This is a genomic window from Bacillus cereus group sp. BcHK124 (assembly GCF_027712065.1).
In the GTDB taxonomy this organism is placed as follows: Bacteria; Bacillota; Bacilli; order Bacillales; family Bacillaceae_G; genus Bacillus_A; species Bacillus_A pacificus.
The window spans coordinates 12,331-25,213 of record NZ_JAQFPJ010000014.1; the positions used below are offsets into that span (position 1 = coordinate 12,331).

Consider the following 12,883-nt stretch of genomic DNA (forward strand, 5'->3'; position numbering starts at 1 on the left):
AATCGCATGACATAAGCTAATAATGTATGCCTATAACGTAAGGAGGATTAAAATGAGTAACCTTCCAATTCATGCAAAATTGAAAGCAAATAAGGATACCTTCTTCCTTCCCGACTCAAACGGGGGTGTCTATTTTCGAAATAACGCCAGTTCATTTCGTATGGACGGTGATGGAATTTATAATTGGATTGAAAAATTAATGCCGATGTTTAACGGTAATTATTCTTTAGCAGAAATAACGGATGGTCTCCCTCTTCCCTATCAAAATCGTGTACTTGAAATTGGAGAGATTTTATATACAAATGGCTTTGTCCGTGATGTAAGTCAAGACGCACCTCACGAATTAAACAGCGCATTACTTGATAGATACGCTTCGCAAATTGAATTTCTAGAAGCAGATTCTCATTCAGGCGCATTAAAATTCGAAACGTACCGCAAAGCGAATGTCCTTATAATTGGTTCTGGAGATATGCTCACTTCCTTAGTTTCTTCTTTATTAGAATCCGGATTACCTACCTTTCATTACCTTGTGACAGATTATGAAGAAACGAATTACGACCGCATTCATGAGCTAATAGAACTTGCACATGAAGTGGATGATACTGTACTTGTTCAAGAAATAGATACGACAATTGATCGTCCTCTGCATGAAGTGTTCGAGCCTTTCGACTGGATTTTGTACGTTTCTCAAAATGGAGATATTGATGGCCTAAGAGCAGCTCACACGATTTGCAAGGAAGTAGGAAAGAACTTTATACCAGCCGTCTGTTTATCAACACTTGGTATAGCTGGTCCTGTCGTAATGGCTAATCGTGAAGAATGCTGGGAATCCGCATGGCATCGGCTACATGAAACGACTTTACAAAATGAAAATTCATCAGCCGCCTTCTCTCCTATTACATCTGCAATGCTAGCAAATATAATCGTTTTTGAATTATTTAAGCACGTTGCTGATGATTCACATCGAGAAAAGGATCCACAATTCTTTTTATTAAATTATGAAACACTCGAAGGAGCATGGCATCCTTTTATAAAACACCCTCTCGCAACTGATGAAAGTTTTACAATTGATACGATAGAAGACCTTTCTGAACAACTTGAGCATCGGTCTAGCCAACATACTTCAACTGAATTATTCCGTTTTTTCGATTCATTAACTTCTAAAGAAGCTGGTATATTCCATGTATGGGATGAACAAGATTTATATCAATTGCCATTATCACAATGCAATATTCAAGTAGCTACACCGCTATCAGATGGTCCAACTTCCCTCCTGCCTCTTATGACTTGCGCTGGTTTGACTCATAACGAAGCGCGCCGAGAAGCTGGTTTAGTAGGAATTGAAACATACGTAGCAGAAATTATGCACCGCCTTATCCCTGAACATACCGATATCGGTATTGGCGCTGGAGAAACGATGACAGAGGGGGTATACCGAGCACTACAACAACATTTAAATCACAAATTGTATGAACGACAATCACATATGCTAGAAGAAATTACGACGGTCGACTTAACCGAAATTCATGATAAACATTGTAGATTTTATTACGATGCCCTCGCTACAATTCATGAAACACCAAAAATCGCAATGGGTGAAGAGATTCTCAGCTTTCCAGTCGTTTGGGTCGGTATAAATAATCATTGGTACGGTGCATCTAATATTAATACGACGTTAGCGTTACGAAACGCACTACAACTATCACTTCTCCACAATCAAAATGAAGAGACTCCTTACAGAACTAATATTTTGCCTGAATCCTCTATCATTTTATATGATACTGATTCTTTTAGATTAGAAATACAAGAGGAAGAAGAAATTCCAAGTACGCAATCTGTACAGCTCGCCTTACAACATTTAGAAGAACATAATTTCTATCCATTTGTATTTGATTTGGCAATTGAATCATTTTTGAAAGAAAACTTAGATGGTGTGTACGGGGTTTTAATTGCAAAGGAGGATAGTCTATGACTCAAAATATATTACTTATAGGAGATGGCCTTCTTGCAGACTATGTACATGATCAATTATGCAAACAATATTCCATCATTCGGCAACACACAATTGCAGACGAAATCCCTGAAAATATCGACCTCGCTCTCGTATTACACGACGGCTCTCCTTCTACGATTCATCATGACGCTGAGCTAACTTTCCGGTCAAATCATATTCCGTGGCTACGTGGTTTTACTTCATTTGGTGAAGGGGTTATCGGTCCTTATATTCATCCTCTTGCAGCGGGATGTACTCATTGTGCCGATGGACGACGCTTTATCGCTGGATTTGATCAAAAAGAAATGTGGGAGCTACAACGAAAATATGCGGTAAAGGAAGAAAACGTAACGAGGCGTGATGTACGTGCCACCCAAAATGGCATTCTGCAAATGTGCCATCTTATTTGCGCAGAAACAGAGAAAATATTAACTCATACTCATTCTTCTTTAGAAAATGAACTCATTTTACTAAACTTACAAACACTGCAATGTACGCGGCATTCTTTTCTTCCAGATCCGCTCTGCCCTGTATGTAGCAATTTACCTGATGACACGGCAGATGCAGCAGCGATTTCATTACAACCGAGCTTAAAAACAAATGATGCAACATATCGCTGTCGTTCCATTCATGAACTAAACACATTTTTAACGAGAGATTATTTAGATTACCGCGTCGGTATGTTGAACGGAAAAATGCAACATTCTTTACTACCATTTGCTGACGTTATTATAAACATGCCATTAATGTTTGGAAATGAAGGGGTTGCAGGCCGAACTCTTTCATTTGCAATAAGTGAAGCAACTGCCATTTTAGAAGGTTTAGAACGATATTGTGGTATGTCACCTCGAGGAAAAAAGACAAATGTGCATGGTAGTTTTCATGATTTAGAGGATTATGCACTAAATCCCCTTACGCTCGGTGTACATACAAATGAACATTATAATCGTGATGGTTTTCCATTTAAACCGTTTGATCCTGACTATGAACAAAACTGGGTATGGGGATATTCATTGTCACAAAACCGGACGATTTTAGTTCCTGAATCAATCGCTTATTATAGCCTCGGTCATCGAGATGCTTACGTATATGAAACATCAAATGGCTGTGCCATTGGTGGTAGCTTAGAAGAAGCAATTTTTCACGGCATTTTAGAAGTTGTAGAGCGTGACGCCTTTTTGCTCACTTGGTATGCTGAATTACCTCTTCCCCGCCTTGATCTTAGTTCAGCAAATGATACGGAATTACAATTAATGATCCAGCGGCTGTACACGATTACCGGTTATGAATTGTATGCTTTTAACGCAACGATGGAACACGGTATCCCGAGCTTATGGGTAATTGCGAAAAATACGCGTGAACATGGAATGAACGTTGTTTGTGCTGGAGGCTCTCATTTGGATCCCGTCCGTGCTTTAAAGAGTGCCATTCACGAAATAGCAGGCATGTTACTCATAACAGACGATGAGCTCGAACAAAAAAGAGAGCACTACGAAAACTGCTTACAAGACCCTTATCTCGTTAGCCAAATGGGAGACCATAGTATGTTGTACGGATTGAAAAAAGCAGAAGAACGTCTTCACTTCCTTTTACGTGACGATGCTCCGGTGCAATCGTTCCAAGAAATGAATGTATTACAATCAGTTGATCTAGATTTAACATCCGATCTTCATCAACTTTTAAACCGTCTAGAGCAAACTGGACTTGAAGTAATCGTTGTAAATCAAACAGTACCTCTTATAGAAAAAAACGGATTACATTGTGTAAAAGTCATTATTCCAGGTATGCTACCGATGACGTTCGGTCACCATCTCACTCGGGTTACAGGACTGGATAGAGTGTATACTGTACCGATGACACTTGGGTATACAAATGAACCTTTAACAAATGAACAATTAAATCCACATCCGCATCCGTTTCCATAGTAAAGGAGGGGATTTTATGCAGCTAGATACTTTTTTACATCATCTCCATTTTTCTATCGATAAAATTATGCCGAATCAGGAAGTGGACTGGGAAGATGCACCGCTTCCTTATAAACTATATCGAAATGTACCTATCATTCCTCTCTCTTTAGAAATCCCATTATCTTTACCTAACTCTTCTACTACACCTACTTTGAATGAGATTGGTCATTACCTTTGGTGCTCATTTGGTTTAACACAGTTATGTCAGCTAAATAGCGAAAAAATTTTATTCCGAAGATCTATCCCTTCAGGCGGCGCTTTATATCCAAATGAATTGTATATATATTTAAAAATTGACGATTATCCAGACGGCATTTACCATTACGACGCCGCGCATCACCGACTTATCTTAATTCGCGAAGGAAATTTCGATTCTTACCTTACAGAAGCACTCGGCAATCGTTGTAACTTACAATCTTGTTTTGGTGCTGCATTCGTATCCACCATGTTTTGGAAAAACTTCTTTAAATACAATAACTTTTCATATCGACTTCAAGGATTAGATAGTGGCGTTCTCATCGGACAATTACTTGAATGTTCCAAACAATTCGGTTACACAAATGGCGTATACTTTCAGTTTCTAGACCGGTCAATCAACCATTTACTCGGACTGTCAGAAGGCGAAGAAAGCGTGTATGCTGTCCTTCCTTTAAGTACAGAACCGCAAACGAATTGGTTTCACAATGATTACCGTGAAATTAAAACAGTTACTTCTCATGAGCTATTACAACAAATTCCACCTTTAGCACATGAACATTTCGTTCGCTCAAAGCATGTAAATGAGTATCCGATGATAACAAAAATAAATGAAGCTTCTATGATCGAATCGACAGCACAGTTCCAAACACTAGCTCATGAAGAGCACTTTCAACATCATGCGCACGCTGTACAACTGCCGAAAGTAGAGCGATTATCATACGATTTTTTACAACTATGTAAACAACGGTATTCACCCGATGCTGACTTTACTTTAACGAAATTGGATGCAGCCGAGCTCGCTACTTTACTACAAGAAGCGAGCCTCTCCTTCCCTTATTACAATGACCTTGATGGGCAGTATGTAAATGAAAATGCACGCGTTTCCTTATATGGATGTTTTTATAACGTAAAAGATATAGAAAACGGCGCTTATTCTTATAATAGTAAAACGCATTCCATACAGCCACTTCGATATGGAGACCTTCGTTATCCCCTACAATCTAGTATGACGATGGATAATGTAAACCTTTTTCAAGTACCGCTTTGCCTACATGTAGTCGGAAAGAAAGATTACTATACAAATGCATTAGGCTACAGAGGATACCGTATTCACCAAATGGAAGCGGGTATACTCGTTCATAAACTCGTTTTCGCCGCGACCGCAATGGGGATGGCTGGGCATCCTTTACTTAGTTTTGATACAAATTCATGTGATCAGTTGTACGGGATAGAGGCTGGGAATGAAACGTCACTTATTCAAATTCCTGTTGGAGCTTATCGGGCGCGGAATTGGTTAAAAGGGGATTTGCGTAATTAGAAGCACGCCGGCTATCGGCGTGCTTTTTTAAAGGACTTAATTTATAAAACGCGAAATAAGTATATATTCTTACATAAAAGGAGAGTTTAACTTGAGCATTTTACAACGATTAATCCAGCAAGCAAAAAATCCGCGCGGGGCAATTGGTTCTTCCATGCTTTGTATTATGAATGCCGCACATACGAGACTAACAAATTGGTCTTTACAAAAAATACATATACGTGAAGATGCAATTACTTTAGATATTGGTTGTGGCGGTGGTAAAACAATACATACTCTTTCAAAACGAATTCCGTTTGGGAAAATATACGGAATTGACTATTCGGAACAAGCTGTTGAAAACTCAAAAAAAGCCAATATGCTAGACGTAAAAAAAGGAAAAGTAATCATTCATCAAGCAAGTGTCTCCTCTATTCCTTACAATACAAACTTCTTCAACCTCATTACCGCTTTTCAAACACACTACTTCTGGCCTGATGTGGAACAAGATATAAAAGAAGTATTTCGCGTCCTACAGCCGAACGGATCCTTTTTATTAGTAGCTGAAACTTTCAAAATTCAATATCATATGGAGAAATATAAAACGACTGAAGAATTAATAAACTTATTTTATAAAACAGGATTTAAAAGTGTGAAGTGCTATGAATAAAAAGGATGCCTTTGTGTAATAGGAACCACGTAAAAAAAGCAGGCCCTTTGAGGTCTGCTTTTTTTACTAGATTAATTTGAAAATGCTCTTTATTTGTCTCGCAAATAACCAGTTTTTCGTACCGTAGTTATCATTTAAACTATCTAAATTGATAGTTTGTCCGTTAGCAAACTTTAATTCTAGCGTTGTATTTTTATCGTTTGTTTTTAAGTTACTATGTGTAATGGCATCATACTTTAATTTTTCAATTTCAACATATTCGTCTTTTTCTTGTCCGATCACGACATGGTCTTGGAAGAAGAAAAAGACTTCTACTTTCTTACCGAAACAAAATACATTTTTCGTATAAATTAATGTCGCATTATCAAGTCCGACGCATACTTCTTTCATCTCTTCAATAACGTGTCCAAAGTCTTCTTCATGTCTTGTGTTTGATTCAGCAATCCATTCTTCGATTGTTTTCATATTAATTGCCATACTGTGCCCCCTGGTTCGTTCATTGCTTTGTTTTAAAGTAAATACTATATGACAATATAAGCGATACATACTATGTTTTCAAGGGTGAAAGATATATTCAAAATAAAGTTAAATTTCAAAGTAATATACTAAAAGAATCCATTTCATTATATTTCAAACGTTTGAACGAGACATTCTTCATCATCGATTAACTGTATTTTCTCATCAAATTCAATGTTTAGCTCCCTATATACTTTCTTCCAAAAAGAAACAGCTGGTACATTTTTCACAAGTTCGATAACGAAATATTGTCCTCGTTTCTCTTTTAGCAAACTCTCAATAACTTGTTTACCGATTCCTTTTCCTTTGTACTGATTCAATATGAAAATGTCATTTATACCAAAATCGTTTTCCTTCTTCAAAAATGGACGTTCCAGTAGTAATAAAAATCCTACAATCTCATTATCACTTTTAATAAAATACGGAGTGATTCCATCATTTACCCAAAACATATGTAAATCTTCGTATTCAAAAAATCCATTTGCCCCAATCGTTATATTAGAAGTGAATGTAGAAAGGTCATGAAGATATAGTGCATACAAATTACGTAATATTTCTTTTTCTGATTCTTGAACGGTTTGCAGTGTTACAAACATTTTTAATAATCCCCTTCCCCATATGTAACTATTTCCCAACCCTCTTCATTCGACAAAAATGATGATTACCCTTTAACGAAAAAAATAGCACTAAAAAAAGTGCTATTCCGCTCGTCTTGCCGCTTGCTGAATTGGATCCCAAACGCTGTTATATGGTGGTGCGTAACTTAAATCCACATCTTCTAAATCGTGAATGCTCATTTTACTGAAAAGTGCCATCGCGATTACATCAATCCGTTTATCTACACCTTCTTCTCCAATTACTTGTCCACCTAATAATTGTTTCGTGTCAGAACGATATAGTAATTTTAAGTAAAGTGGTTTCGCATTTGGATAATAGCCCGCCATATTGGTCGAATCTACTTTGACTGTTTTATACGGGATATGTAGTCCTTTTGCTTCTTTTTCATTTAAGCCTGTTCTTGCGAGCGTCAAATTCATAAATTTAATAATTCCTGTACCTAACGTTCCTTTAAAAGCTCTTCGTTTATCAAGCATGTTCAGTCCAGCAAGTCGCCCTTGTTTATTGGCAGTCGTTCCGAGCGGGATATGATCATGGATTTCCTTTATAACGTGGTAATGTGTTGCGCAATCACCAGCTGCATATACGTCTTGCACATTCGTTTGCATATATGCATTTACTTCAATTGCCCCTTTATGATTTGTACGTATATTTGTTCCTTCAAGAAAATCAGTATTTGGTTTCACTCCGACAGATACTAAAACAAGATCTGCTTTATACGTTCCTTTATCCGTTTCAATCGCTTCTACTCGTTCATTCCCTTTGAACGCTTTTACATTTTCATTCGTTAAAATTTCAATATGATGTTTATCTGCTTCTTTATGTATATATTCCGCCATATCTGCATCGTAAATTGTACCGATATGATCATTTCTCTCAATCATTCTTACTTTCTTACCAAGTTCGACGAATGTTTCTGCCATCTCAAGTCCAATTGCACCGCCGCCAATAATGGTTACATCTTCAACTTTATTTGTTTCTAGCGTTTTTAATATGCGCTCAGCATCCGGAATTGTTTTTAAAAGATGAACACCTTGTAAATCTCGGCCTTCCCATTCTGGCATAACAGGACGTACTCCGGTCGCAATTAATAATCGATCATACGGAAATTCAAAGACATCTTTCGTCTTCGTATGCTCTGCGTATACCATTTTCTTTTCCGTATCTACTTTCGTTACTTCATGTCGTACTTTCGCATCAATTCCATATTTATCACGAAACGTCTTCACATTACGCGCAATTAATTTTTCCGTTGAAGCGATAGCACCACTAATGACATACGGTAACCCACACTGCGCGTATGAATAAATCTCACCTTTTTCTAACGTCACAACATTTGCATTTTCATCGTTTCTAACAATTTGCATAGCTGCACTCATACCAGCTGCATCTCCGCCAATAATGACATAGTTCACTTTACCACTCCTTCTTTTTTACATACTCTTTACGTTTTCCATATTTTATAGAAATAACACCTACTTCCATTGTAAAGAAAGAGAATTTCATCTTCAAATTTTGTGCACAAACCTATGCCTGAATAGGTAGCCGTCGTGTCTTATAAACACTATGTTTAATATGCTATTACAGTAACAATTGAAAGTAGGTGAAACATACATGTGCGCCGGCCTTCTCGTCCAGCTCCCAGAAGAACCAAGAGAACCAAAACCCGCCCTCCCGCTTGAACAAGAGTTTACCATTAGTACAACTTTATACAGCGCTCGCGCTTGGTTATCTGACAATGACACTTTCCCACAAACTATTTGGAAATCCTCTCGTTTCTCTTCTGCATCACACGCTAATAAGTCCATCTTTCCAGTCGGTACAGTTAAAATTATAAATTTTTCTGATGATACAATAACAGTTACTATATCCTCAGAATCAGATGATACTCTAAAAATAATCGTTCCTCCTCATTCTGAAGCTGCTTTAACATCTAGTTCTTTATCTGATGTGCAAGCAAGTACATCAGGAGGAGCAAGCAAAGTCACATTCCTCTTTCATATCTTTTTCTCAAGGGAACCTGGTCCAGCTAAATAACTATAGAAAAGGTACAGCTGTGCACTGTACCTTTTTCATATGTTCTATTCTCTTGATTTATTCAGTTCAACATTATAAGATTCAATCTTCAAATTGAATCCCACACTTTGTACATACATTCATCCACCTTTTCTTTAGAGGCCAGTTATTCCCTGTGTAAAGGTTTGAATTATCGTGCTAATGTAAGACCACAGCACAATAAATGTTGCAATTCCGATTAAAACATTTGCGATAAGAAGTGTATAAATAAGGTCTAATCCGCCGTTATCTAGCTTTACTATAGCGACAATTATACTAACTGACATATACGTTGTAGCCAGCCCTAATAAGATTGGTAAGAAAAAGATTAATAAAAAGCTAAACAGAAAAGAAAGAACTAATATAGCAATAGCTGGCGTCGTTATCGTTCCCCACACACCGAATACTTCAAGAAATGAAAATGAAGATTTCATCATCTTTCCACTTACAAAAATAATAAATCCGACGAATAAAGTTAAAATGAGTAAAAATAAAAAGACCGTTACAGAGTCTCCAAAGAAAGAAGGAGTAGATAAATCTGGCGCTAACGTTCTCGTAAGTGCTGCCCCAGCACTCATCATTCTATAAAAAATACACGCTCCTAAAAAACAAATAAGAACAAGACTTACAATTCCATTTCGTACTTCAATCTTGCCGCTTTTCATAATAGCTGTCGGTGCTTGTAATGCGTGTTTAAAAAACTGAAAATAGCCACTTGCAAACTGCTTCGCTTGCTCTACCGTTTCATTTGGTCGAGTTTCCTTTGTTTGTGCTACGCGTGCCTGTTGCTCACCTTCTCCCTGTGCACTACTCGCTACTGCTCCCTCCGTTAACGAATGTCCACAATTCCCGCAAAACTTTGCCTCTGTTGCATTTTCTGTGTGACACGCCGGACATTTCATTCTCTCATCCCTCCTTAACCATATACCGTATAGGGTGTTACAAATTCAATATATGACTTTGTACATAAAACATGACTACAAGAAAAAGATTCTGAAATCCTTCTTTCAAAAGAAATATATGTGCTAGCAATCTTGAAAAAAATGCTATTATGAAACAGAACAAATAACATTTTTAACAGATTGGATGAAAGACGATGGAATTGCTAAACTCAATTTTTCAAATACTCCTTACAAGCATAATCCAATTATTTTCCTTAATTGGCGTTATCATTGTAATCGGATTTCTATTAGGTTATTTAGAATCTCTCACACGAATGTATTGGTCGAGAGCTTTCGGAAGAAAAGGATTCCTTTTAACGGCGTGGATTGGTGTTCCGATTCACGAACTTGGGCATGCCATTATGTGTGTACTATTTCGTCATAAAATTGTAGCAACGCAGTTCTTCCCAACAGATACAAGTCAAGGCGCTTTAGGCTACGTACAACATCAATACAATCATAAAAGTGTATATCAACGAATTGGGAACTTCTTCATTGGAATTGGTCCTATTATTTCGGGCATTACTGCATTAATCCTATTAATGCGCTATTTCGTACCAAATTCATATTTCTTATTTCATACAACTCTCGAAAAAACAATCACTTCTACTTCTATTAATGTAGAAATGGGGCAAAACATGCTCTTGTCGACATTCGTATTATTGAAAAGTTTATTTACAATAAATAATGTATTGAATCCTTCCTTTTGGCTATTTTTATTTATCGCCATTTGTATTTCTGCACATATCGCTTTAAGCAAACCAGATATTAAAGGATCAATAGACGGCATTATCGTCATGTTTATCGTGTTATTTTTATTCAATATAATAGCAGGGCTGTTTCAGTACGATAGTAACCAACTAATTGGCAAAGTGATGAAGTATAATATGTACCTCATTGCGTTTTCTAGCGTGGCACTATTGTTCTCTTGTCTTTCTACACTTGTTAGTTTTGGTTTTTATAAAATAAGAGGAGGGCGTTCTATTTAAATAAAAGGGTATCCAATTACAACTGGATACCCTTTTATTTAAATGCATGTTCTTCATACAAATATTTATCTGCTAATACGACCTCACAATTCTCTCCTTCTTCAAGGAATCTAGCAACAATCGAACAATGTGACACACCAACTATAAATAAAATACGCTCCTCAGTTGATTCAATTAAACGAACAATATTTGAATACATAATTAAATTTCTTTTATACCACCATGTTAACCATTCCATCCCAACATATTGACCGAAATCACCAATGCGTGCCATATTCACATATAACTTATGTAGTTGATTAAATACTTCTTGATTATTCATTTCTTGGTAAAACTCAAGAACACTTTTAGTATCCGCTAAATTTATTTCTGGTACCAAACTAAATATTTCTTCAAATAAATCTGGTTGATTTTCTTTCACCCATTTATGTACATCCCAAACATCAGTAACTTCATTTCCACCCATCCAATCAATTGCATATACCTGTTTATGCTTTAAGTTTGCTGCCATTCTAAAACCAATTTGATCTATTTCATTTAATGCTAATTCGTATGCACCTATCTTGTACTCTTTAAAATCCTCATTTAATTTATCCTGCTTATCTGTAATACTTTCAACTGCAATTTTTGTTGGCTGGAATTTCTGTATGATAGAAACAAGCTCTCTAATTTCGGCTTGCCTCTTTTCCGATAATAATTCTTCATGCTCACTCATATGACACGATCCCAGTATTAGAACTTTCGGTTTATTTCCTTTCATTTCCACCCTCCTTTTTTTCTGACTATTCAATTATATCAAGGTGGACAAAATTGTAAATAATTGTATCACACAAAAAAAGACCATCTATAACTTGCAATGGCCTTTTCCTGTATAATAAACTATCTCTTACTTGTATAATCACAATGCTCAACCGGCACACGAGCATTTCCCTCTTCATCGGTACACCATGACTGTGATTGGAAGGCAAGAAAGATACCAATCCATTTTTCTTCCTTTTCAAAATGAATGAGTATCCCTCCGTCTTGCCATATACCATTATCACCTTTCCATTTCTCTACATTTCCTTGATTCATGTGAATATCGTGTATCCCGTTTCCTGGTTCGAAATGAAAGTAAGAATCAGGTGTATTTTCTTCTGGTCCCCATCTTTCACCAAACGCGTAAATAATTGCTTTTTCTTCTATTGCTTGTTTTATATAACGTTCTATTTTTTCATTTAAATCATTATCCACTCCTGCTTTTTCAGCAGGTAAAGGAATCATTTGTTTCGAATCAAATACATTACCTCTTACGTAGTCTAAAGCTACTTCCGGCTCATTGTTTTTTATTTCTGTAAAACCAAATGGTAATGTTGGTAAAATATGAATCGCTTCTGATCGAATATTGTCGCTTGCAAAATATAAAACTTCTGACGGATAACTTTGCGACTTTACGTTAATTGCAATGCGATAATCTACTTCTGCTTCATCTTGTAAATGAACTTGATAATGAGGAGTTTTCCCTTTTCCAATCTTTGATTGTATAACTGTACCTTTTAACACGCCGTAGTTTTTTAGGGCCATACATTTCATCTCCTATTCATTTAGTAGAAGCTATTCATATTTAAATCATTATCCATTCATAAAAAAAATCCTCCTA

12 protein-coding genes are annotated in these 12,883 nt (G+C 36.6%); 6 read left to right on the forward strand and 6 right to left on the reverse strand.

Annotated elements, in window-relative coordinates; translation table 11 throughout:
• The first annotated feature begins 52 nt into the window (after positions 1–52).
• The 4 genes from PDK19_RS18820 (at position 53) to PDK19_RS18835 (ending at position 6,125) form a co-directional block, all read left to right on the forward strand.
• Positions 53–1,972 carry a putative thiazole-containing bacteriocin maturation protein gene (locus PDK19_RS18820; protein WP_049111712.1) on the forward strand — a complete coding sequence of 640 codons (1,920 nt, stop codon included), beginning with the start codon at positions 53–55 and terminating at the stop codon, positions 1,970–1,972.
• Entirely contained in the window at positions 1,969–3,918 is a 1,950-nt protein-coding gene (locus PDK19_RS18825; protein WP_000192978.1) for a TOMM precursor leader peptide-binding protein, read from the forward strand. The genes PDK19_RS18820 and PDK19_RS18825 overlap by 4 nt, the downstream gene beginning before the upstream one ends.
• 16 nt (positions 3,919–3,934) lie before the next feature.
• On the forward strand, positions 3,935–5,476 hold the full coding sequence (locus PDK19_RS18830) for a SagB family peptide dehydrogenase (RefSeq protein ID WP_270707806.1): 1,542 nt from the start codon (positions 3,935–3,937) through the stop codon (positions 5,474–5,476).
• Between the two features lie 91 nt (positions 5,477–5,567).
• Positions 5,568–6,125 (forward strand): class I SAM-dependent methyltransferase, encoded by a 558-nt coding sequence (locus PDK19_RS18835; RefSeq protein WP_270707808.1) that lies wholly within the window; start codon positions 5,568–5,570, stop codon positions 6,123–6,125.
• A 66-nt stretch (positions 6,126–6,191) separates the two neighbouring features.
• Here the strand turns inward: PDK19_RS18835 and PDK19_RS18840 are convergent, their stop codons facing one another.
• From PDK19_RS18840 to PDK19_RS18850, 3 genes are all read right to left on the reverse strand, one after another.
• Positions 6,192–6,602: a DUF3908 family protein gene (locus PDK19_RS18840; RefSeq protein WP_000996804.1), complete on the reverse strand. Its 411-nt coding sequence runs from the start codon at positions 6,600–6,602 to the stop codon at positions 6,192–6,194.
• 146 nt (positions 6,603–6,748) lie between these two features.
• Entirely contained in the window at positions 6,749–7,237 is a 489-nt protein-coding gene (locus PDK19_RS18845) for a GNAT family N-acetyltransferase (protein ID WP_000498241.1), read from the reverse strand.
• A gap of 102 nt (positions 7,238–7,339) precedes the next feature.
• Complete coding sequence (locus PDK19_RS18850; protein ID WP_001110221.1) at positions 7,340–8,674, reverse strand: CoA-disulfide reductase; 1,335 nt, start codon at positions 8,672–8,674, stop codon at positions 7,340–7,342.
• 199 nt (positions 8,675–8,873) lie between these two features.
• Here PDK19_RS18850 and PDK19_RS18855 point away from each other — a divergent pair, with 199 nt between their 5' ends.
• Positions 8,874–9,296, forward strand: coding sequence for a hypothetical protein (locus PDK19_RS18855; protein ID WP_000332425.1), 423 nt, complete (start codon positions 8,874–8,876; stop codon positions 9,294–9,296).
• Between the two features lie 134 nt (positions 9,297–9,430).
• Here the strand turns inward: PDK19_RS18855 and PDK19_RS18860 are convergent, their stop codons facing one another.
• A complete protein-coding gene (locus PDK19_RS18860) occupies positions 9,431–10,216 on the reverse strand; it encodes a zinc ribbon domain-containing protein (RefSeq protein WP_014893206.1) in 786 nt (261 codons plus the stop codon).
• Between the two features lie 194 nt (positions 10,217–10,410).
• Between PDK19_RS18860 and PDK19_RS18865 the strand changes: the two genes are divergently transcribed.
• The gene (locus tag PDK19_RS18865; protein WP_000421869.1) at positions 10,411–11,244 is read left to right on the forward strand and encodes a hypothetical protein; all 834 of its coding nucleotides are present in this window, start codon (positions 10,411–10,413) and stop codon (positions 11,242–11,244) included.
• Positions 11,245–11,278: 34 nt separating this feature from the next.
• Here the strand turns inward: PDK19_RS18865 and PDK19_RS18870 are convergent, their stop codons facing one another.
• Positions 11,279–12,004 carry a DUF5694 domain-containing protein gene (locus PDK19_RS18870; RefSeq protein WP_014893207.1) on the reverse strand — a complete coding sequence of 242 codons (726 nt, stop codon included), beginning with the start codon at positions 12,002–12,004 and terminating at the stop codon, positions 11,279–11,281.
• 119 nt (positions 12,005–12,123) lie between these two features.
• Positions 12,124–12,807, reverse strand: a complete 684-nt coding sequence (locus tag PDK19_RS18875; RefSeq protein ID WP_014893208.1) for a DUF2278 family protein — start codon at positions 12,805–12,807, stop codon at positions 12,124–12,126.
• Between the last annotated feature and the right edge of the window lie 76 nt (positions 12,808–12,883).